This is a genomic window from Flavobacterium sp. (genome assembly GCF_052437795.1).
Classification (GTDB): Bacteria; Bacteroidota; Bacteroidia; order Flavobacteriales; family Flavobacteriaceae; genus Flavobacterium.
Window position 1 is genome coordinate 85,812 of sequence record NZ_JBQVPA010000003.1, and the last position, 22,536, is coordinate 108,347.

The 22,536-nt window shown below is 42.4% G+C and carries 23 protein-coding genes; 19 read left to right on the plus strand and 4 right to left on the minus strand.

The annotated features are described in order from the left end of the window. Positions 1-33: 33 nt before the first annotated feature. Entirely contained in the window at positions 34-273 is a 240-nt protein-coding gene (locus ACT6R0_RS10620; protein WP_444653489.1) for a DUF2007 domain-containing protein, read from the plus strand. A gap of 761 nt (positions 274-1,034) precedes the next feature. Next, the gene (rpiB, locus tag ACT6R0_RS10625; RefSeq protein ID WP_444653487.1) at positions 1,035-1,463 is read left to right on the plus strand and encodes a ribose 5-phosphate isomerase B; all 429 of its coding nucleotides are present in this window, start codon (positions 1,035-1,037) and stop codon (positions 1,461-1,463) included. Between the two features lie 185 nt (positions 1,464-1,648). Here rpiB and ACT6R0_RS10630 read toward each other — a convergent pair whose 3' ends face one another. The 3 genes from ACT6R0_RS10630 to ACT6R0_RS10640 all read right to left on the minus strand — a co-directional run bounded on the left by ACT6R0_RS10630 (position 1,649) and on the right by ACT6R0_RS10640 (position 4,406). Continuing rightward, positions 1,649-2,086, minus strand: a complete 438-nt coding sequence (locus ACT6R0_RS10630) for a contact-dependent growth inhibition system immunity protein (RefSeq protein ID WP_444653486.1) — start codon at positions 2,084-2,086, stop codon at positions 1,649-1,651. 81 nt (positions 2,087-2,167) lie between these two features. Next, positions 2,168-3,052 carry a hypothetical protein gene (locus ACT6R0_RS10635; protein WP_444653485.1) on the minus strand — a complete coding sequence of 295 codons (885 nt, stop codon included), beginning with the start codon at positions 3,050-3,052 and terminating at the stop codon, positions 2,168-2,170. Between the two features lies 1 nt (position 3,053). Continuing rightward, on the minus strand, positions 3,054-4,406 hold the full coding sequence (locus ACT6R0_RS10640) for an AAA family ATPase (protein WP_444653483.1): 1,353 nt from the start codon (positions 4,404-4,406) through the stop codon (positions 3,054-3,056). Between the two features lie 82 nt (positions 4,407-4,488). Here ACT6R0_RS10640 and ACT6R0_RS10645 point away from each other — a divergent pair, with 82 nt between their 5' ends. After that, positions 4,489-6,615: a Tex family protein gene (locus ACT6R0_RS10645; protein WP_444653482.1), complete on the plus strand. Its 2,127-nt coding sequence runs from the start codon at positions 4,489-4,491 to the stop codon at positions 6,613-6,615. Positions 6,616-6,801: 186 nt separating this feature from the next. After that, the gene (locus tag ACT6R0_RS10650; protein ID WP_444653481.1) at positions 6,802-7,182 is read left to right on the plus strand and encodes a DUF5684 domain-containing protein; all 381 of its coding nucleotides are present in this window, start codon (positions 6,802-6,804) and stop codon (positions 7,180-7,182) included. A gap of 75 nt (positions 7,183-7,257) precedes the next feature. Here ACT6R0_RS10650 and tatA read toward each other — a convergent pair whose 3' ends face one another. Continuing rightward, entirely contained in the window at positions 7,258-7,446 is a 189-nt protein-coding gene (gene tatA / locus ACT6R0_RS10655; RefSeq protein ID WP_444653480.1) for a twin-arginine translocase TatA/TatE family subunit, read from the minus strand. Positions 7,447-7,665: 219 nt separating this feature from the next. Between tatA and ACT6R0_RS10660 the strand changes: the two genes are divergently transcribed. The 15 genes from ACT6R0_RS10660 to ACT6R0_RS10730 all read left to right on the plus strand — a co-directional run bounded on the left by ACT6R0_RS10660 (position 7,666) and on the right by ACT6R0_RS10730 (position 22,497). Further along, positions 7,666-8,535, plus strand: a complete 870-nt coding sequence (locus ACT6R0_RS10660) for a M23 family metallopeptidase (protein ID WP_444653479.1) — start codon at positions 7,666-7,668, stop codon at positions 8,533-8,535. A gap of 1 nt (position 8,536) precedes the next feature. Then, positions 8,537-8,890: an SdpI family protein gene (locus tag ACT6R0_RS10665; protein WP_444653478.1), complete on the plus strand. Its 354-nt coding sequence runs from the start codon at positions 8,537-8,539 to the stop codon at positions 8,888-8,890. Positions 8,891-8,925: 35 nt separating this feature from the next. Beyond that, complete coding sequence (locus ACT6R0_RS10670; protein WP_444653476.1) at positions 8,926-10,419, plus strand: GH3 family domain-containing protein; 1,494 nt, start codon at positions 8,926-8,928, stop codon at positions 10,417-10,419. Further along, positions 10,416-11,057, plus strand: coding sequence for an HNH endonuclease (locus ACT6R0_RS10675; RefSeq protein WP_444653475.1), 642 nt, complete (start codon positions 10,416-10,418; stop codon positions 11,055-11,057). Before ACT6R0_RS10670 ends, ACT6R0_RS10675 begins: the two co-directional genes overlap by 4 nt. 1 nt (position 11,058) lies before the next feature. Further along, on the plus strand, positions 11,059-11,310 hold the full coding sequence (locus ACT6R0_RS10680; RefSeq protein WP_444653474.1) for a hypothetical protein: 252 nt from the start codon (positions 11,059-11,061) through the stop codon (positions 11,308-11,310). A 70-nt stretch (positions 11,311-11,380) separates the two neighbouring features. Beyond that, complete coding sequence (locus ACT6R0_RS10685; RefSeq protein ID WP_444653473.1) at positions 11,381-13,069, plus strand: DUF6909 family protein; 1,689 nt, start codon at positions 11,381-11,383, stop codon at positions 13,067-13,069. A gap of 3 nt (positions 13,070-13,072) precedes the next feature. Continuing rightward, positions 13,073-14,080, plus strand: coding sequence for a hypothetical protein (locus ACT6R0_RS10690; protein WP_444653472.1), 1,008 nt, complete (start codon positions 13,073-13,075; stop codon positions 14,078-14,080). Then, complete coding sequence (rfbB, locus tag ACT6R0_RS10695) at positions 14,077-15,090, plus strand: dTDP-glucose 4,6-dehydratase (protein WP_444653471.1); 1,014 nt, start codon at positions 14,077-14,079, stop codon at positions 15,088-15,090. The genes ACT6R0_RS10690 and rfbB overlap by 4 nt, the downstream gene beginning before the upstream one ends. Before the next feature lie 6 nt (positions 15,091-15,096). Continuing rightward, positions 15,097-15,957 carry a glucose-1-phosphate thymidylyltransferase RfbA gene (gene rfbA, locus ACT6R0_RS10700; protein WP_444653470.1) on the plus strand — a complete coding sequence of 287 codons (861 nt, stop codon included), beginning with the start codon at positions 15,097-15,099 and terminating at the stop codon, positions 15,955-15,957. A 1-nt stretch (position 15,958) separates the two neighbouring features. Then, positions 15,959-16,510 (plus strand): dTDP-4-dehydrorhamnose 3,5-epimerase, encoded by a 552-nt coding sequence (gene rfbC / locus ACT6R0_RS10705; protein ID WP_444653468.1) that lies wholly within the window; start codon positions 15,959-15,961, stop codon positions 16,508-16,510. Then, positions 16,504-17,346, plus strand: a complete 843-nt coding sequence (gene rfbD, locus ACT6R0_RS10710; RefSeq protein WP_444653466.1) for a dTDP-4-dehydrorhamnose reductase — start codon at positions 16,504-16,506, stop codon at positions 17,344-17,346. Before rfbC ends, rfbD begins: the two co-directional genes overlap by 7 nt. Positions 17,347-17,356: 10 nt before the next feature. Further along, positions 17,357-18,280 (plus strand): glycosyltransferase family 2 protein, encoded by a 924-nt coding sequence (locus ACT6R0_RS10715; protein ID WP_444653464.1) that lies wholly within the window; start codon positions 17,357-17,359, stop codon positions 18,278-18,280. Beyond that, positions 18,277-19,233, plus strand: coding sequence for a glycosyltransferase family 2 protein (locus tag ACT6R0_RS10720; RefSeq protein ID WP_444653463.1), 957 nt, complete (start codon positions 18,277-18,279; stop codon positions 19,231-19,233). The genes ACT6R0_RS10715 and ACT6R0_RS10720 overlap by 4 nt, the downstream gene beginning before the upstream one ends. A 1-nt stretch (position 19,234) precedes the next feature. Next, entirely contained in the window at positions 19,235-19,999 is a 765-nt protein-coding gene (locus ACT6R0_RS10725) for a class I SAM-dependent methyltransferase (RefSeq protein ID WP_444653462.1), read from the plus strand. An 11-nt stretch (positions 20,000-20,010) separates the two neighbouring features. Then, the gene (locus ACT6R0_RS10730; protein WP_444653461.1) at positions 20,011-22,497 is read left to right on the plus strand and encodes a DUF6311 domain-containing protein; all 2,487 of its coding nucleotides are present in this window, start codon (positions 20,011-20,013) and stop codon (positions 22,495-22,497) included. The last annotated feature ends 39 nt before the right edge of the window (positions 22,498-22,536 follow it).

Consider the following 22,536-nt stretch of genomic DNA (forward strand, 5'->3'; position numbering starts at 1 on the left):
AATTTATAAAGGCTTTACGCAATACCACACTATATGAACAACTTCGTTACCGCCGCGGTCTTTACCTATCCCCACGAGATCACCGTGATAAAGCACCTGCTTCAGGAGGCAGGGATATCCCACTATTTCGAAAATGAAGCCATGGCAGGCATTGCCCCAATGTATTCGCACGCCTTCGGTGGCATCAGGCTAAAGGTACATCCAAATGATCTCATCACTGTTAAGGATATCATTGACCAATTCACTTCCGAACAAGATCTGAAGATCGTCTGATAGCTGAAAAGGTTATCAACATTTATTAAAAACAAAAAAAAAAGATTTTTTAAAATTTAAAATTTTTGGTGATTATGATTGCTTGTTAATAGCAGCTATAACTTTTTCCCGGTGACACGGTATTTATGACTTATAGATAGTTTTACAACGCTATCAACAATGTTAAGAAAACGTAAACAGATTAGAGTGAAGTGGTTTCGTTGTTTTCGTAAAAGGTTATCAACAATGGTTAATTTCCATTTCTACCCTTATATTTTTAATAAGTCAGATTGTTAATTCATGTTAATAAGTAGTGTTAACGTTTTCATAACATTCCAATAAGATCATGAGAAATAAATTTGGAAATATCGTTTGGATTTTGTCTTAGAAAAAATTCGGTCAACTTCTGAAAAAACTTCTCTTTTTTCATTTATACTTATTAACAATAACTGTTAAAATACAAACGCTTTGTTTTCAGTAGTTTTTTATATTTATCAACATGATACGATTTTAACATATTTAGTTCTATATTATTACGCCACGAAAATCTAATGGTTGTATAAATAATTGATAATGAATGCGCTGCTGAAACATTAGGTATGCATCAAAAATAATCAAGACCCTCAAGATGATCTGCTCATCAATAATGTATAATTCTTTTATTGAAGTAAGATGACCGACATAAAAGTGTGAGCTTTCTACTTTGAGTCCCGATAGCTATCCGGAGGCTGTGAAACTTATTTTCCTACCTTTGCCCTACAACAACATAACTCTTATTACAAATGAAAATTTCCATCGGCAACGACCACGCAGGCCCCGAGTACAAACAAGCCATTGTAAAATACCTTCAGGACAAAGGATATGAAGTGATCAACCACGGTACCGACACCTTCGACAGCGTAGACTACCCTGACTTCGTGCACCCGGTAGCTGCCGACGTTGAGAACGGTACTGTAGATTTCGGCATCATAATCTGCGGAAGCGGCAACGGTGTGGCCATGACCGCCAACAAGCACCAGAAAGTACGCGCGGCCCTGTGCTGGACCAAAGAAATTTCGGCGCTGGCGCGCGAGCATAACGATGCGAACATCCTCAGCATCCCGGCCCGCTTTACCGCCATCCACCAGGCAGTAGATATGGTCGATACGTTCCTGAATACAGACTTTGAAGGCGGCAGGCACCAGCAAAGGGTGGATAAGATCTCTTGCTAAGGGAATACGGATGACGTTTATTTAGCGTATCATCACGGATAGTATAAACACTGATCTAGTCAATACACGACTGGTCAGTGTTTTTTTATTGTAATAATTATTCCGGCAGGAGTGTTACGTCCTGTCATTTGAGATTCCTCCTATCGTCGGAATGGAAGAGCCGCGTTGCGCAGCCGGCAGGAGTGTTACTTCACGTCTCCCCCTCCCTCGGAGGGAGCCGGGGGGAAGACAAACCCCTCAAATGCCTTTTTTAACTCTTTCCGGCTTATGGACGCCTCAATAACCGCCTCATTTTGCCGGTAAATCGTTGCTACCCTCTCCCCCATTCCGGGGTGTTTTTCCCAAAAACCGCCTTCAGCGGAAAGCACCACTTTAAGCAGGTCGCCCTCATAAAAATCGCCTTCGGCGAGGATGTTTTTTCTAAGCTCCAGGATGGCCAGCGGCATCAGGTATTCCAATGAAATGTTCTGCCCGATCATAATGCGAAGGTCCTCAATGGTAAAGTCCTTTAAGGGCTTTTTACGCAACGCGTGGCAGGTACGCACCAGGTAGGAATCGTAAGTGGGTTCGCCCCAAGAGGTCTTTTCGAGTTGGTCGAGGGTGAGGGATAGATTGGGGAGCATTTAAGGTTTTTATTTCGCTGGATCAATGATCTTGCTTGTCACTTAAAGATGTACATAACCTCAAATTTGGGCTAGTAAAGGTCAACAGTTTAAAATTATTTTTCCTGTATTTTGCTCCCATCCTTTTATTTTACTGTATAGATTTGTTGTTTTAAAAAATCTACTATCATATGCTAAAGCAAATTCTCTTTCAATTTGTTTGTGTCCAATAGCATTTGAATTTAAATTAGAAATATTTTTTCTTAGCGCCAATGCTATGAGTTGCATAAAATCGTGTCCATTACATAAATGATATTTATCTATATTTTTATCTAAATTCTTGATATCTTCTAATAAAGTTTTTCGGTCGACATTGATCTTAGCTTGTTGATTTTCATATTTAAGAACCGTATCTATCAATTCCTTATCACCTAAATACGCTAATGATTTAATATCTACAAATTTGGAATAGTCAATATATTTACCATCGGGTACGTCAGGTTTAAATTTTATTTTATAATTATTTCTGTTATTGATTAATTTTAAATGACCAATAGATTTCACAATTTCAAAAAGATGCATTCTAAAGTCAATATAAGATTTCCATTGTGAAGCTAGTTTCTGTTCTACATTATAAGCGTTAAGAACATCACTAAAAGTATCTGAAGAAATAAACATTATTTCGAGATCATGAAAATCAGATAAAAAAATTGGCCCTTCACCAAAAATTTCGCCGTTAATGACTCTAAAGTCAGAATCAATTATACCTATAGCTCCACTAAATCCACCAGTAGCTAAATTCTGCACGACTGCAATAACATTTAAATTTCCAAAAGCTATTTCAATATCACAGTAGCTTTTTTCTATAAACTTATTAAAAAAAACTTGATCAGTAATTCCCTCGACAATTAGGAAATTTTTTGTTTTATTTTTATCTTTCATACGAATTGCATTAGCAATACGATTAGCAGTAATATCTCCTGTCATATTACACTCCTTTTAGCTGTATTGTTAAATCCCAGTTTTTATCTATTATATCTGGTGAATGTGTTGCAATAATTGCATAAAAGTTATTTAATCTTTTTATTTCTCGTAGGTCGTTTATAAATTGATTTTGCCAAGAAATATGTAACGAAATTTCAGGTTCGTCAATTAGCAGCAGTGTATTTGGTTCAAGATCAAATAGAAGTTGGTAAAATAATACTAATTCATGTTGTTCACCGGATGATAAGCCATTTAATGGAATATCTTTTTTTGTAATTGTTGATGTGAATACAAATCCCTTTTTTTTGTCAATTGCCAATGTTTTATATAAGAATCTTTTATTTATCAATTTAATCAATAAATCAAGCTTTAAGGCTATATCTTCATAGATATCTAATTTTTCGTGACTATCAATTTGATAAATATGTAGTACGTCCTTTAATAATTCTTTCGAACTAAAGTCATCTTGAAATTTGTTTGTAACCTCAACAATATCTTCCTCAGCTGTATCCAACAGCCCGACACGATTTAATAATTCTCTACGTTGATTAAGATTTTTTAAACTAATTTCTAATTCTTCATCTGATACTAAAGACTCTTTAGTTATTGCTCGAATAATACGGTTAGGGTAGCTTCTATCTAATTTTGAAGCAAAATCAGTTGCTGCGACTGTTTTATTTTTAATTATTTCGGTAAGTTCTCTTGAATATTTTAAAACTGATGATTCATATTCGCTCTCTTGAGCCTTTCTTCTGTAGAGCAATCTTTGTGTTTCGATGATTTTTACGTTTAGAGAGTCAACTTTGCTAGATAACCATAATGGTATATTGTCTAAATCTTCTAACAGAGAAGTTGGTAAAAATTTTCGATATTTCTGTAATAATGTGCTTGTTGAAAGTAGTTCGCTTTCAAATTTATCATGCCACATATCTATATCTATTCTCTCAATATGAGATGGAAGATAATTTGATAATCTTGATTCTAAATCATCAAAGTAAAAAGTTCTTTGATAACCCTTTCGGCTTCTTCGAGTATGGTTAAGATCATCAATATTTATAGAAAACTTCTCATTTTTTTTCTTGGATTCTTTATATACAAAATTTAAAAATGTTTTATCATCCTTTATGCTTTTCGAAATTATAATCTGAGTATTATCGTCAAAAACTAATTTAAATGTTTCATAACTATACGTGTGTAATTCATTAAAATTTTTGTCAAAAAATGATTTAATCATTTTTAATATTAAAGTTTTCCCAAGCCCATTTTCTCCAAGAATAAGAGTTATATCTTCCTCTTTTAAATGAATTGGATGATCAAAAACTTCGTACAATCCCTTTACTTCAATTTCTTTAATCATAACCGTTAGTTTATTATCAAACCTACAAATTTTTTCCTTACAAAAACTTTTTCTCCATATTTGCATTCCAAAAATTCTACCCATGACCAATCTCCAATACATAGCCACCCACGTCACCGCCAATACCAAAAGCATCGAAGCCACACTGCAATTGCTTGCGGAAGACTGCACCATACCCTTCATTGCCCGCTATCGTAAGGACAGGACCGGCAACCTCGATGAGGTGGTTATTGAGCAGATCGCAAGGCTGAGCCAGGCGTATGAGGCCATCGTAAAGCGTAAGGATGCGATACTGAAAAGCATAACCGAGCAGGATGCCCTTACCAAAGATCTGGAACAGAAAATAACCGCCAGCTTTGACCTTACCGAGTTGGAGGACCTGTACCTCCCCTACAAAAAGAAGAAAAAGACCCGCGCCGATGTGGCCCGCGAAAAAGGCCTGGAGCCGTTGGCAAAGGTCATCATGGCGCAGAACGCTGACGATGTGGATTTCATCGCCTCCAAATACCTGAACGGGCAGGTGCTGAATGAGGACGAGGCGTTGCAGGGTGCGCGCGACATCATCGCCGAATGGATCAACGAGAACGTATACATCCGCAAGTCGCTCCGGAAAATTTTCGGCCGCAAAGCGGCTGTTACAACAAAGGTCACCAAGGCCGGCAAGGAAGACGAGAAAGCCAAGAAATTCGAGCAGTATTTCGATTGGAGCGAAAACCTGGCCAAGGCTCCCTCCCACCGCCTGCTAGCCATGCTGCGCGCCGAGAATGAGGGCTTCATCAAGCTAAAGACGGAAGTGGATAATGATGAGGTGCTCGACTTCATGGAGCAGACCGTAATTAAGAACAACCGTGATACCGCGACTCAATTAAAGCTCGCCATAGCCGACAGCTACAAGCGCCTGCTGAACCCCGCCATATCCAACGAGGTCATGCAGGAGGCCAAGGCCAAAGCCGATGCCGTTGCCATACAGGTCTTTGCGGCCAACCTGCAGCAATTACTTTTGGCTCCGCCGCTGGGCGAAAAGCGGATCATGGCCATTGACCCCGGTTTCAGGTCAGGGTGTAAAGTCGTATGCCTCGATGAGAACGGCGGCTTGCTTTACAACGAGACCATTTTCCCGCACGCCCCCCAAAATGAGTCGGCCATCGCGATGAAAAAGATCCGCTCGATGGTGAATGCCTACAAGGTCGACGCGATATCCATCGGCAACGGTACTGCCAGTCGCGAAACGGAACATTTCATCAAAAAAATAGCGTGGGACAAACCGGTGCAGGTGTTCATAGTAAGCGAGGCCGGTGCATCAGTATATTCTGCATCGAAGATCGCCAGGGAGGAATTCGGCAGTTATGATGTGACGGTAAGGGGCGCGGTATCCATTGGCCGCCGCCTGAGCGACCCGCTGGCCGAACTGGTAAAGATAGAGCCAAAAGCCATTGGCGTAGGACAGTACCAGCACGACGTTGACCAGGGCATGCTTAAAGATGAACTGGATACGGTGGTAATGCGCTGCGTGAACTCGGTGGGCGTGAATATTAATACGGCAAGTAAGTCGCTCCTGGGCTATGTGTCGGGCATTGGCGAGAAGCTGGCCGAGAACATCGTAGCCTACCGTGCGGAGAACGGCCCGTTCGAAGACCGCAAGCAGCTGAAGAAAGTGCCAAGGCTGGGCGAAAAAGCCTACCAGCAGGCGGCGGCGTTCATCCGTATACCGAATGCGAAGAACCCGTTGGATAATTCAGCCGTGCACCCCGAGGCCTACCCTATTGTTGAGAAAATGGCCAAAGACCTGAAACTAAAAACGGCTGACCTGGTATCGAACAAAGAGGCCATTGCCAAAGTCCCTGTAGACAACTACATTACCGGAGACATAGGCGTTTTAGGATTAAAAGACATACTGAAAGAACTTGAAAAACCGGGCCTCGACCCGCGCAAGTCGGCAAAGGTTTTTGAGTTCGACCCCAATGTAAAAACCATGAAAGACCTCCGCACAGGAATGGTACTGCCGGGCATTGTGAACAACATTACCAACTTTGGCTGCTTTGTAGATGTCGGCATTAAGGAAAGCGGGCTGGTACACATCTCACAGCTCAAAGAAGGCTTTGTAAGCGATGTAAATGAAGTGGTAAAGTTGCACCAGCATGTTACCGTAAAAGTGGTTGAGGTAGATGAGGACAGGAAAAGAGTGGCGCTGACGATGATCATCAACTAATCGATAAGACGAAAAAGTCTGTATTATGCAATGTCGGCCTTTGTATTGTCAGGTATTCTTGACAATTATATATTTAAAGCAGGCATTTATCAGGTTTTATTACGAAATAGGGAAAAGGAGATATCGCATTTGGTCGTATTTCAAAAATTTATATATTCGTAGCTTAACCATTAACAAACTTTTAACATGTTAGGATTAGGACTTGGGATCATTTTATTTGCGTTGGCTATCATGATAGTTATGATAATAGCGCAATGGAAAATTTATGAGAAAGCGGGGAAACCCGGATGGGCGTCGCTCATCCCAATTTACAACATTATAGTTTTATTGGAGATCATCAGGAAGCCCTGGTGGTGGATATTAATGCTCATTATTCCTATTGCGAACATTGTTTTTGCTATCATGATGGTCAACCAGCTTTCTAAAGCTTTTGGCAAGGATGCCGGTTTTACGGTCGGTCTGCTGTTTTTAGGTATGATATTCTACCCTATCCTGGCTTTCGACAAGTCTATTCAGTATGTTTATAATAAGAATACTGAATTTGACAGCATCGGCAAAGAGTATTAGTATTCCCACGAAAGAATAAAAAACCCCTCTGAATAATTATTCAGAGGGGTTTTGTTTATAACTACCTTTTGGTAATTACAGTTTATTTTCTTCCTGCGCTGGCTTCTTAGAAGTAGCAGGCTGTTCTCCGTCTTTTGCAGCGTTCTTGAATTCCTTGATACCGGTACCCAATCCTTTCATAAGCTCAGGGATCTTTTTACCCCCGAACAGCAACACCACGATCACCAATATGACAAGGATCTCTGTTAAACCAAATTTTCCCATGACAACAAGTTTTAATTATCCCACAAAGTTATATATAAAATGCATTACAAAAACTATTTACGCTAAATTTTTGTTTTTGGTTTGCATTATATGAAAATTTGAACAATGTTCGAAAACCTATAAATTAGAGCCTTTTTGGACACTACTGGCCGAAATTGTAGAATTTACGGGATTGGTGGCTAGATCCATATTACTATATTTGTGAATTAAACGGTTGTTATGTCGGCAAAAAGGCTCAAAAGGCAATTGATCAGGAAAAGGCTGTTCACCAAGAACCGCCTGGTGATACTTAATGAAGACTCTTTTGAGGAACTGTTCTCATTGAGGCTTAACCTCATGAACGTTTTTGTAGTGCTGACATCGGTGAGCATCGTAATGATCGCCCTTACAACTTATATCATTGCCTTTACACCCCTGCGGGAGTACATTCCCGGCTATGCGTCGACCAAACTGAAGCGTGAAGCCACGGAGAACGCCCTTCGCTCCGATTCGCTGCAAAAAGTGATCAACGAGAACAGTGCTTACCTGGCCTCAATAAAAAAGGTGCTTACAGGCGACCTTGACCATACCAAACTGAGCCGCGACTCTATAGTTCCCGGAGACCAGCCGGCCCTTACCGACGAAGAAATGCAGCCCTCCAAAGCAGACCTGAAGCTACGGGAGGAGGTAGCAAAAGAAGATAAGTATAACCTGTTCGAATCGGCTAAGCCTAAAGTAGGCCTGGTGCTGTTCGCACCGGTAAAAGGGCATATTACAGAGAACTATAATGCCAAGGCCAAGCACTTTGCGGTAGACATTGCCCTTGCAAAAGACACACCGATAAAATCTATAGCCGCAGGAACGGTTATCCTGGCCGACTGGACGCCTACTAACGGCAATGTGATCGTGCTGCGCCACAACGACGGGATCCTTTCGGTATATAAGCACGCGGCATCGCTTACCAAGGAGCAGGGGGATATCGTGAAGTCGGGCGAGGTGATCGCACTGGCTGGATCTACAGGTGTACAGTCTACGGGAGTACACCTGCATTTTGAGCTCTGGAAGGACGGCTACCCGATAAACCCTACACAATTTATAGATTTTGAATAATATGGAAGAAATTTTTACCAACTCGTTTGCGGTATCATTGCTATGTGGTGTGATCTTCCTTATCGCGGCAATGGTCACCTACTGTTTTCCGCCAAAAAAGATCAATCCTCTTTATGGTTATCGCACTGCGTCATCTATGAAGTCGCAGGAACGCTGGGATTTTGCACAGCGGTATTCTACCATGCAAATGATAAAAGGCGCATCTGTTATGGTCGTGATCTCATTACTGGGTTACTTTGTCCCGGTGTCACCCGATGTAAAGTTTTGGATCGGCATTGCACTGCTGGCGGCAATGGTGTTCTATCTTTTTAAAGGTACTGAGAAGGCGATAAAAGAGAAATTCGAGACTATGTAAATCTGAATTCTGAATTCTACAATCTGAAATAAGAAATGTCCATAAAATCCTTTGCAGCAAAAATATTCGCAGGCATCATCCACAACAAGACCCAAAAATGGGCAGGCAGCCCTGTGGAAACCCAGCAAAAGGTTTTTAGCGAACTCATAGCGAAGGCATCGAATACAGCTTTTGGCAAAGACCACGATTTTGGAAGCATAACATCCTTTGCAGATTTTGCTGCCAAAGTCCCCGTGCGCGACTACGAAGCTCTGAAGAACTATGTAGACCGTGTAGTGAAAGGGGAGGAAGGTGTGCTGTGGCCGGGCAAACCGCTTTATTTTGCCAAGACATCAGGCACTACCTCGGGCGCGAAATACATCCCGCTGACGAAAGAAAGCATGCCTTTCCATATACAGGCTGCGCGAAATGCCATATTGGCCTACATACATGAGACGGGGAAAGCAGACTTTGTGGACGGCAAAATGATCTTCCTGCAGGGCAGCCCCGAACTGGACGAGAAGCACGGCATAAAGTTGGGCCGCCTCTCGGGAATTGTCGCACACTATGTTCCGGCCTACCTTCAAAAGAACCGTATGCCAAGCTGGGAGACCAACATTATCGACGATTGGGAAACCAAGGTAGATGCCATTGTGGAGGAGACTTATAATGAAGACATGCAGGTAATATCGGGCATACCGTCCTGGGTGCAGATGTATTTTGAAAAATTGCAGCAGAAAGAGGGAAGAAAAGTTGGCGACATCTTTAAGAATTTTAACCTCTTTATATATGGAGGGGTAAATTACGAACCCTACCGGGCGAAGTTTGACGGCCTCATTGGCCGGAAGGTCGACAGCATTGAGCTGTTCCCTGCCTCCGAAGGCTTTTTTGCCTACCAGGATTCACAAAAGGAAAAAGGCATGCTGTTGTTGCTCAACGCAGGGATATTCTACGAGTTCATAAAGGCAGATGAGTTCTTTACCGAAAACCCGAAACGCCATACCATAGGAGAAGTGGAACTGGGCCTAAATTATGTTTTGATCATTTCTACCAATGCCGGGCTGTGGGCCTACAATATTGGCGATACCGTTGCGTTCACTTCACTGAGCCCCTACCGCGTTGTCGTGACCGGAAGGATAAAGCACTACATCTCGGCATTTGGCGAGCATGTGATTGGCAAGGAAGTGGAAAGCGCCCTGAAAGAGGCAATGGAAGGAACGGACGTGAGTGTGAATGAGTTTACCGTAGCCCCGCAGATAACGCCGGGAGAAGGGTTGCCGTACCACGAATGGTTCATTGAGTTTGAGCAGGAACCAGCGGATAAAGACGCCTTTGCCCTGAAGATAGACACCGCCATGCGGAAGCAGAATGTGTATTACGACGACCTGATAGTAGGGAAGGTGCTGCGCACGCTGATCATTACCCCGGTAGGAAAGGACGGCTTTAAGGAATATATGAAGTCCATTGGCAAGCTGGGCGGGCAGAACAAGCTGCCAAGGCTGAGCAACGACAGGAAAATTGCGGATGCACTTTTAAATTTATTCTCATGACAAAAGTTGAGGCAATTGCAAAAGTATTAGTAGATAATGGAGGAATTGCTACCTGGCCAGTTATCTACAATCAAATTGAAAAATATTACCCTAATGTTAGGGCTCAAAAAGAATGGAAAGCCGGTGTAAGAGGAGTTCTTTATAGGGAATTGGAAAAACAATTTAAGATGATTGATATTGGGGTAATAGCCCTTATTGATTATCAGGAAAATAATTTACTGCTTGATGAGCATAAAGAATTAGGCGATACCACAAGAACGATTTTGGGTAAGATTAGGGTAGGGCAAGATAAATTCCGAACAGAGTTGCTTAAACATTTAAAGATTTGCCCAATAACAGGTATTGATGAAAAGATGATACTATCCGCAGGGCACATCAAACCATGGGCATTATCTACTAATTTTGAAAGACTGGACATTTATAACGGTTTCATTTTTAGCCCTACGATTGATAAATTGTTTGACAAGGGCTTAATTACATTTGAAAATAACAAAGAATTAATTATTTCGAAATCATTATCATTGAAAAACATAGATATAATCGGAATACAGGGAGGTAGAAAATATCAAAAGCTTCCGATTGAAAACAGATTACAATACTTGGATTTTCATAGAAACAATATCTTTATACTTGAATAACATGAGGTATAATATTGATTTATTAAGAGTTGGAAATTGCAGGCATAGAAAGGGCAAGGACAATATTTATTCTTCAAATGGAGAATTGTATATGCATCAGTATACAGGTCCATTAACTATGCAGGTTTGGTCACCGCAAGCTGATGATGCTCCTGATATGCCTGGTTGGGCATATTTCCATCTAAAAACTGTGGAGGAAGATGAACAAACAATTCTTAACTATATTGAAGAAGTAAAAAGCAGAATAATATAGAAAACCTATACTATTGCCCGTTCCCCACACTAAAAAATAAAATAGCTACATTTGCCACAAAACAAACAAAATGCAATCGATAAAAAACATAACACGCTCCAGGGCACAGGAATCGTCCGCAGCCATTGAGCGGTTGTACATAACTATGCGCCACCTGTTTAACAGGGGTTTTTATAAACCAATGGGCATATCGGGCGATACATTAAGGGAAGCACTATTATCCCTTCGCCCTGAAATTTACGGCTCTATCGCTGATGAAAAAGCGGAACTCGACGGGCTGTTATACGTTATAGAGCGCCTACCCGTAGGAATTGAAGAGTGCCGTTTCATCAACCTTACTTCAGATGAGGGATATTCAAAATCGCACTTTAAAGCCATCGTTCCGCCAAAAAGGAGGCGTAACTGCTACCGCATAGACGATGAGCAGATGAACGTGGAAATTACCCGCGGCCGATCTGACATTTATGATATCATGACGCACCTTACCTTCATCTTTATCGAATCGCATAAGATCAAGGACAGGGTGCTTGTAGACGATAACGGCGAAATAGCCCGCGACTGGGTTAAGCTGGAGCAGGCCATAAGCCAGGAAAAGAAACTGACGCTGGAAGAGCGCGAAAAAGCCATATCGCACGTGTCGAACGTACTGGGCAGGACCTTTGCCGAGATAATAGACATTTACGATGCCTTTGCTACGCCTACATCGCCCGACAGGTTCCTCCACGTGATCTACCACCTGGGCAGGCTTGCCATTGAGGAAGCCATGGGCGGGCCAAAGCGAACAATTACCTTTAGTCCGATACTCCGCGAAAGGCTGGGCCACCACATTCATGGTGAGATATGGGCTAATAATATTAAGAATGTGCTCAAGCAGAACGGATTGCTGGAAAGGCCGATACACATCATCAGTGCCAACATGCACAGTGTGATGAATTCCATTTTTGCCGTACCGATGTTCAAAACCAAATTCAAGGATAAGGACGAGTACTTTATTTACGAAGAGCTGAGTAAATCAGGCAACGGTGCCATGCGAGGCAAAGTAGAGGAACTGGCCCTGAAGAGCGGCATGATCGCGATGCCCGACACATCGGGCACCAACATTGACGTGCAGATATTCGATACCGCCAAAATAGACTTTGCCAAATCGGCGTTCCCGGGCGCAAAGCTTGCCAAGGACATGCCCGTTATCGTGGTAATGGACTATGCGTTTGGCGAACAGGCCTATGAGACCATCGATGAACTGCTGAAACCATTCCGTGAAGGCGACCTCCGCACACTGGTTAATGTAGAGTCGGTATCCATCATGGGTAAAGCCGGCATCCTGGAAGGCAACAAAGGTGATATCATGATACCTTCGGCACACATTAACGAGGGTACGGGCGACAATTATCCGTTTGAGAACGAGCTTACAGGCAATATGTTCGAAGGCGAGGGCATTCCTGTATATTCAGGGCCTATGGTCACGGTACTGGGCACATCGCTGCAAAATAAGGACCTGCTCAAGTTTTTCAACCAGTCTACCTGGGGCGTTATAGGCCTGGAAATGGAAGGTGCCTATTACCAGAAGGCGATACAGTCGGCATCAAAGATCCGCAAGAGCATCAATCCTGACGTAAAAGTGCGTTATGCCTACTACGCATCGGACAACCCGCTGGAGACAGGCAGTACGCTGGCTTCGGGAGGATTGGGTACAACAGGTGTGAAGCCTACTTACCTGATCACGATAAAGATCCTGGAACAAATATTCAATATAAAATAAATTATGGCAAACCCCAACCATAACGACCCGGACAATGAGATCGACCTGGCGCAGGTATCGGCAAAAGTAAAAGGCTATTTTACACGTGTGAACGACTCATTTTTTGACTGGATATTATTTGTAAAGCGTAATGTAATAGTCATTGCGGTTATTGTGATCATTGGTGCGGCACTGGGTTTTTATATGGATAGCGGACCGAAAGCATATTCGCAAAAGATCATTGTACATCCCAATTTTGAAAGTGTGGATTACCTGTATGAAGCTGTTGAGGAGGTTAACGTGAAGATAAGACAGCGTGATACCGTTTTCCTGAAAGGTATTGGCATAGTGCATCCAAGGCAGATCGCCAAGATCGAGATCGAGCCTGTGGTGGACATCTACAATTTCATGAATAAAAATGAAAATGAGCAAAAAGATGACAGGGACAGGAAACTTTCGGTATTTGAGCTTATCGCCGAGAACGGCAGCATGGAAGATGTGCTTAAAGATCCTACCACCAGTAAGAACTATGAGAACCACCTGATCACCATTACTTCAAAAGACAGGGCAAAACGATCGGATATTGTGGACCCTGTCATGGCCTATCTTAATTCGAACCCTTATTTTAAACAGAGGCAGGCAGAATATATTAATAATGTAAACCTCAAACTGGTATCAAATGACTCTGCCATAAAACAGGTCGATAAGGTAATTAATTACCTGACCGATGCCAACAGGAAACCTTCGGGAAGCTCAGTATATTATAGCGAGACAACGAATGTAGCCGATATGATGCATTTTAAGAACATGCTTGTTATGGAACAAGGAAGGTTGCGATTGAACAAGGCTGATTACACCAATGTGATCAAAGAACGTGGCATGATGCTTAATGAAATTAGCAAAAGCGCTGTAGCCGGCAGGATGAAGTTTGTGATCCCTGCCTTATTATTTATATTCTTTGTGGTCTTTGTGATGCTAAGGTCTTATTATAAAAGCCAGACCGAAAAAAGAAAAATTGTTATTACCGAATGAAAAAACCACTTTTAATAACCGGTGGCGCCGGCTTTATCGGGTCGAACTTTATTGTGCATTTCCTGGCCAATAACCCGGAATACTTTGTAGTGAACCTTGACAAGCTTACCTATGCTGGTACGCTGGACAACCTTACAGAGGTCGAGGGTGCCGAAAATTATAAATTCGTTGAAGGCGACATTTGCGACAGGGATTTTGTAAACGGCCTGTTTACCGAGTACGACTTTAAAGGCGTGATACATTTCGCGGCCGAGTCGCACGTGGATAATTCCATATCAGGGCCGGAAGCATTTATCCGTACCAATGTACTGGGTACGTTCAACCTGCTGGATGCCGCCAGGAAACACTGGATGAGCGCTCCGCAACAGTACAGGGACGGCTATGAAGATTGCCGTTTTCATCATATATCAACCGATGAGGTGTATGGCACACTGGGGGCAGAAGGCCTTTTTACAGAGGAAACCCCTTATGCGCCCAACAGCCCGTATAGTGCCAGTAAGGCATCGAGCGACATGGTGGTGCGCAGCTATTTCCACACTTACGGAATGAACGTGGTAACCACCAACTGCTCCAATAACTACGGCCCTAAACAGCATATAGAAAAGCTGATACCTACCATCATCCGCAAGGCATTGACCGGGGAGAATATCCCCATTTACGGCAAGGGCGAAAATGTACGCGACTGGCTGTATGTGCTAGACCATTGCACCGGCATTGAGCTGGTATACAAAAAGGGCAGGGCAGGCGAAACCTACAACATAGGCGGGAGGAACGAGCGCAACAACCTATACATAGCCCACACGATATGCGGGCTTATGGACGAAATGAAACCAAAGGCCGCAGGCAGTTACAGCGACCAGATAGCGTTTGTAAAGGACAGGCCGGGGCACGATATGCGTTATGCCATCGATGCTACAAAAATAGAGACCGAACTGGGCTGGAAGGCCGATGAGAACTTTGAGACCGGCATCGTGAAGACCATAGAGTGGTATTTGGAAAAACTAAGCTAAGAAGCAATGAAGGGAATCATACTCGCAGGAGGATCGGGCACGAGGCTGCACCCACTAACGCTGGCGGTAAGCAAGCAACTGATGCCGATATACGACAAACCCATGATATATTATCCGCTGTCTACATTGTTGTGGAGCGGGATCAGGGAGATACTCATAATTTCTACGCCGCACGACCTGCCTTTGTTCAGGCAATTGCTGGGCGATGGGAGCAGGCTGGGGTGTCGCTTTGAATATGCCGTACAGGAACACCCTAACGGCCTGGCAGAGGCATTCATCATTGGCAGGGAATTCATCGGAAACGACAAAGTAGCCCTCATACTGGGCGATAACATATTTTACGGTACGGGACTATCTACGCTGCTGCGATCCAACAACGACCCAGAGGGAGGCATTATATATGCCTATCATGTACATGACCCGGAGCGCTATGGCGTGGTGGAGTTTGACCCAAATGGCAAAGTACTTTCGATAGAAGAAAAGCCTGAGCAGCCGAAATCGAATTATGCGGTGCCGGGCATTTATTTTTACGATAATGATGTGGTGGAGATCGCCGCCAATATACTGCCAAGCCATCGCGGCGAGTTGGAGATCACCGATGTGAACAGGGAATACCTGAACCGCGGAAAGCTCAAGGTAAGCATATTGGACCGTGGCACGGCATGGCTTGACACGGGTACCTTTAATTCCCTGATGCAGGCAGGACAATTCGTACAGGTCATTGAGGAGCGCCAGGGACTTAAAATAGGGGCCATAGAAGAGGCTGCCTATAACATGGGCTTTATTACCGCTGAAGAATTGAAAAATCTTGCACAGCCGTTACTGAAAAGTGGCTACGGCAAGCATTTATTAAGCTTAATATCATAAGATGACCTTTACACCCACCAAGCTGGAAGGCTGCTTTATACTCGACCCCACTATCATTAACGATGGCAGAGGCTACTTTATGGAAAGCTTCAACGAGAACAAGTTTGAAGCGGGCACAGGCCGGCGTGTACATTTTGTACAGGACAACCAGTCTTTTTCTACCAAAGGCGTATTGCGCGGGCTGCATTATCAAACCGGTGAACATGCACAGGCCAAGCTGGTGCGCGTGCTGCAGGGCGAGGTGCTGGATGTGGCGGTAGACATAAGGCCGGGATCTGAAACTTACGGGCAGCATGTTGCTGTATTGCTTTCTGGCGAGAACCAAAGGCAGTTGTTCGTGCCGAGGGGATTTGCGCATGGTTTTTTGGTACTGAGCGAAACAGCCGTATTCTTTTACAAGTGTGACAACTTTTATAATAAAGGGTCGGAAGGCGGGATCATATATAATGATCCAATGATAGGCATCGACTGGGGTATGAAAAAGGAGGATCTCATCATCTCTGAAAAAGATACTGTTTTACCAACTCTCGAAAACAGCAGGGCAGCATGGTAGTATTGGTAACAGGCGCAAATGGCCAGTTGGGGCAGGCATTGCAGGCCCTTGCGCCAAAGTATGAAAAAGACCTGAAGTTTTATTTTACAGGCTCGCAGGAGGCAGACATTGCTGATGTTGACAGCCTGAGATCAACATTTGGCAAAATACAGCCTGATATATGCATTAATGCCGCGGCCTATACCGCTGTGGACAAAGCCGAAAGCGAACCTGAAAAAGCACATACCATCAATGTGGCAGGGGCTAAGAACCTGGCTGAGATTTGCAGGGAGTACGGCACAACGCTACTGCATATTTCTACCGACTTTGTGTTTGACGGGCAAAAAATGTCCCCATATAATGAAATGGATCAAACCGATCCTCAAGGAGTATATGGCTTGACCAAGCTTCAGGGGGAGCTGGAGATACAAAACCTACTTCCTGAGCACTTTATCGTAAGGACATCATGGCTGTATTCGGAATACGGCAATAACTTCATGAAAACCATGATACGCCTGTCTGGTGAGCGCGACAGCCTGGGTGTGGTGGACGACCAAAAAGGCACACCCACCAATGCCAATGACCTTGCCGATGCTTTGATAAAAATAATACTTAGCGGCGTGAAGGAGTATGGTATTTACCATTACAGTAATGAAGGTGAAGCTACATGGTATGATTTTGCAAAAAAAATATTTGAGGTAAACAATATTACCATAGATTTACGCCCAATTCCTACAAGCGCTTATCCTACGCCTGCCAAAAGGCCGGAATATAGTGTTATGGATAAAAGCAAGATCAAAAAGGTCTTTGGGCTGGAGATTAAGGGATGGGAGAAAACATTGAAATTAACTACGTAAGCCGGGGAATATGCAGGATGGTGTTCACATATCAATTGTAAGCCCGGTATATATGGCTGAAAATATTGTAGGTAAACTTTTGTTGGAAATACAGAAAGTTATGTCTGCAATAGGCTGTAGTTATGAAATAATATTAGTTGACGACCGCAGTCCCGATAATTCCTGGTTAGAGATGAATAATTTATCTTTAAGCTACCCGGAATTGATTAATGTGCGCCTGAGCAAAAATTTTGGAGAATATCCGGCTATTATGGCAGGATTATCCTTGGCGCGTGGAGAATGGGTGGTAGTTATGGATTGTGACCTACAGGATAAGCCCTCAGAATTGGAAAGACTGTATTCTATGGCACTGCAAGGATATGACATTGTTGTGGGCAAAAGAGCAAAAAGAAAGGATAACTATTTTAAGAAACTTTCTTCGAAATTATTTTCAGCAGTATTTAGCTACCTTACCAGTATAGAATATGATAATGAGAGGGCTAATTTTGGCATTTATAATAAAAAAGTAATTAAAGCAGTATTGAATATGGGAGACAGGGTAAAATTTTTTCCTTTGTTTATATTGATCTCCGGATTTAGAAATACTACTATTCCTGTAGAACATGGCGAAAGGTTTTCAGGAAAAACAAGCTACAATTTTAAGAAGCTTATGAGCCTGGCATTTAATATATTGATTTCATTCTCGGATAAGCCGCTAAGGTTTTTTGCTAAACTGGGTATGTTAATTATTGTATCGGCAATGGCAATAGGATCATATGATATATATGAGTATCTATATGGATCAGGAATATCCGGTAATGCTGCAATTATAGACAGCATTTGGTTTTTATCCGGCATAATTATTACCGCTATCGGAGTTACGGGTATTTATGTTGGAAAAATATTTGAGCAGGTAAAACAACGGCCGGTTTACATTATAGATGAGGTTAGATGAATAACATAAGTATAGACATATCAATCATTGCCCCGCTTTATAATGAAGAGCAGGTTTTTTCGCTTCTTATCCAAAGACTTACCTCTGTAATAGATAATTGCGGCTTTAACTGTGAAGTTATATTAGTAAACGACGGGAGCAGCGACGCTACTGCGGGGCTTATTGAGGAGCAATGTAAAAGAGATTCCAGGTTTACAGGCGTGCTTTTGTCCCGCAATCATGGTCACCAGCTTGCAGTTACTGCAGGTCTTGCTTATGTGCGGGGAAAAAAAGGCGCCATGATCATAGACGGCGACCTCCAGGATCCGCCTGAGTTAGTAACGGAATTTTATAAGTTGCTGACCGATGGATATGATGTAATTTATGCGGTAAGGAAAAGCCGCAAGGAAAGTTTTCTTAAAAAAGCGGCATACAAAACCTATTACAGGTTCCAGAAGAGCATATCTAATTTTTCCATACCGATAGACAGTGGGGATTTTTCGATGATAAGCCGCCGCGTGGTTGATATTATGAATGAAATGCCGGAGCAAAGCCGTTACATCCGCGGTATGCGGGCGTGGGTAGGTTTTAAACAAATAGGCTTTGTATATGAGCGTGATGAACGTCATGCAGGAGAAACCAAGTATAGCTGGAAGAAACTGTTCCAGCTGGCATTTAACGGGATATTTAACTTTAGCGATTTCCCTATAAAGGTTATTACCAGGCTGGGCCTTATAACCGTTCTTATATCACTTGTATATTTTGGATACAATATTTACAGGAAAATTTTTTACAATGATGTTCCCCAGGGTTTTACAGCAACCATATTGACAATAATCCTTTTTTGCGGGGTGCAGCTGATCTCTTTGGGGATCATTGGTGAATATGTGCTGAGGATATACAACCAGGTACGCAACAGGCCATTGTTCGTTGTAGATAAAGTAATTCAGGAAGCAGAGGAAAAACAACAATAGCATGCAGCACGAGTATTACAAGGAGTATTATGAACTGGAGCGCAGCCATTGGTGGTTTATGGCGCGCGAGCGTATCATTACCAATTATATAAAGCAGCTAATAAGTACGGGGAAACTAAAGGAGAACCCGACGATACTGAATGTAGGCTGTGGGCCGGGCAGGAGTTCTGAGTACCTTTCTGCTTTTGGCCATGTTACGTCAATAGAATATGATAAGTTTTGTTGCGAATTCGCATCGGAAAAAACGGGGCTGGAAATACTGCACGGGTCTATAACTGAATTGCCTTTTGAAAATGAGTCGTTTGACCTTGTTTGTGCTTTTGACGTTATTGAGCATGTGGAGGACGATATGCTTGCTGTATCAGAACTAAAAAGGGTAGCGGTTAACAAAGGCATATTGCTGATCACAGTACCTGCATTCATGGGCCTGTGGAGTCACCATGATGTCATCAATCACCATTTCAGGAGGTATAAAATGGATCGGGTTGACCGTATTTTTAAACCAGGCCAAAATGGTACATCATTATATTATACTTACTTTAATTCGTTCCTGTTCCCGCCGGTTTATTTTTTCAGGAAGCTGAGTAATATGCTGGGCAGCGGAAAAAAGAGAAAAGGTTCGGGCAGCGATTTTGAGGCTTTCAACCCCGGAATGGTCAACAGTATTTTGTTCAGGCTGATGGGATCGGAAAGCAGGTTTATAAACCGCGGGACAAAGCTTCCTTTTGGGGTATCTATATTATATTGTTGGGAAAAGGGTCATTAATACAGAAATAAATGATGGCAAATCAAAATAAGGCAGCCTATTGGGTAATAATGATACTTGTTATCATAGTTTTCCATATTAATTACGGACTGGACATCCTTGTACCTACCAATATTGCCTGGCTTATGGATGCCCGCCACGACTGGGGGACCCATTATTTGGGATGGGCATTTTACAGGGATGCACCCTGGGCTTTTCCTTTGGGAAGCATGAATAATTACTGTTATCCAACCGGAACCAACATAGGCCTTACGGATTCTATAGTTTTGCCTGCTTTGCTTTTAAAGCCTTTTTCGGGCATATTACCGGATGATTTCCAATACCTTGGATTATTTTTGCTTTTTTGCCACCTGATGACGGCCCATTATGCGGTGAAGATATTCAGGCTATATAATATCAGGGCATTGTATGTGGTGATTGCAGCAGTATTCGTTGCTTGTAACCCTATATTGTTTTACAGGGGCATGCACCCGTCTTTGTGTACCCATGGTTTTATTTTAGCATCTGTATATTATTATTTAAAGCCGGCAACGTCGGCAAACGTAAGCGCCCTCAATAAAGCACAGGTCGTACTTACCCTGACCATGTCGTTGATCAGCCCCTACATGTGGCTAATGATGATAGGATTTAATGTTATATTGCCACTTAAGCACTGGATCTATGATAAGCAGCTTACCTGGAAAAAAGCATTGATCTATCCGGCGGTAGTGCTTTTTGGAAGCTTGTTTTTATGGTATGTAATAGGGATATTGAATTTTGATACTACAAGCCTGGAGGTTGAAAGCAGTTATGGCCTGTATGCTTTTAATCTCAATTCATTTCATAATTCGGGAGGTTTTTCTTTGCTCATGCCGCAGCGCCCATGGTTTAGCTGGCACCAATATGAGGGTTATATGTACCTTGGCGTGGGGATGATGCTCCTTATTGTAATTGTTGCGGCGTACCTGATATTAACAAGAAAGCTATTTACAATTATAAATAGAAAAAAGTATCTTTTGCCCTTAGCGATCTTGGCCATTCTGTTGGCGCTTTTCGCAATAACAAATAAGGTTACCTATGATGACCGCTTACTTTTTGAATATCCGCTGCCAAATATAATTACAAAAGTGGGCAGTGTTTTCAGGGCGAGCGGACGTTTTATGTGGATGCCTTATTACCTGCTGCTTGTATTTATGCTGTTAGTCATTTTCAGGAACAGATTTCCTGAATGGTTGAAATTATCTGTTATATCAGTTGTCATACTCATCCAGGCTTACGACCTAAAGCCGCTCTACACATTTCGGAATTATGGTTACGGGAGTTATGACAGCCCTCTTGATGAGGCAAAGTGGAATGCGATCATCCCACACTACGACAGGATGATTACCTATGTACCATTTCAAAATAATTTATTGGTGCCTGCAGACTACCAGGACCTTGGCTTTTTGGCAGTAAAAAATAAAAAAAGCATCAGCATGGGCTATGCAGCCCGTGAGAATGTTACGGCCAACAAAAAATATACAGATTCCCTCACTGCTGTTATAGGTAATGCAGAGCTCCCGGATAATGAACTTTATATTACGACCCCCCAAAACCTGAACGTATTTGGTGCCATCATCCAGCAAAAGACAATGGAGCTTGATTACCTTGACGGCTACTATCTTTTCTACCATAAGAAAAAAGGAATGGAAGCCCGGTTTAAAAGGGATGATGCGACACAAAAGAAGCTGGATTCTGTAAGAAATGTATATTCTGCCACTAAATTCCTGAAGGTTATTGACAGACCGGAATTTGTAACCGATAAAGTGAAATTCAATGTGGAGGATCTGTCGGTAAAAGATAAATTTTTCCGTATAGACGGATGGGCGTTTATCGAAGGAAAGTCGAATAACAAGGGAGATTCATTATATATAACAATAACTGTAAACGACAAAACCTACATTGCCAATGCCACACAGGTTGCAAGGACCGACCTCACAACAGCTTACAAAAAAGAAAACCTGGAGAGTTCAGGATTTAAAGCTTCGGTTGTTACAACAGATATTGCAAAGAGTGATTACACAATTGGTGTGGCCATCAGTGAACCGAATGGAAAATGGACCTATGTAAGCCTTGGAGATATGGGCAAAGTTGAAAAGCTGAAAAAACCGGCAAGATTGGAAAAACGCCCTTCTATGCAAAAGCAAATGGGCAATATCGACGAACTTGTACAAACAAAAAAGGATATAAAAATAAGCGGCTGGTCGGCATTTGAAGACGCACATTCAGATGATAATGAAATACAGGTTGTGTTTATGCAGAAAGAGCTTATTTTTGCAGTACCTGTAAAAAAAATGATGAGGCCGGATGTAACCGCGGCCCAACAAAACAAGTACAGGTATGATAATTCAGGCTTTACTGTGACAGTAAATAGTAAGGACCTGGATAAAGGAAACTATAAAATAGGCATTTTGCTGACAAATTCCAAAAATGGAAGGACATCCCTAATGGAAACCAATAAGAATGTTACCGTAAAGTAACATATATAATTATATAAAGATAAAGACAAATACTTAAAA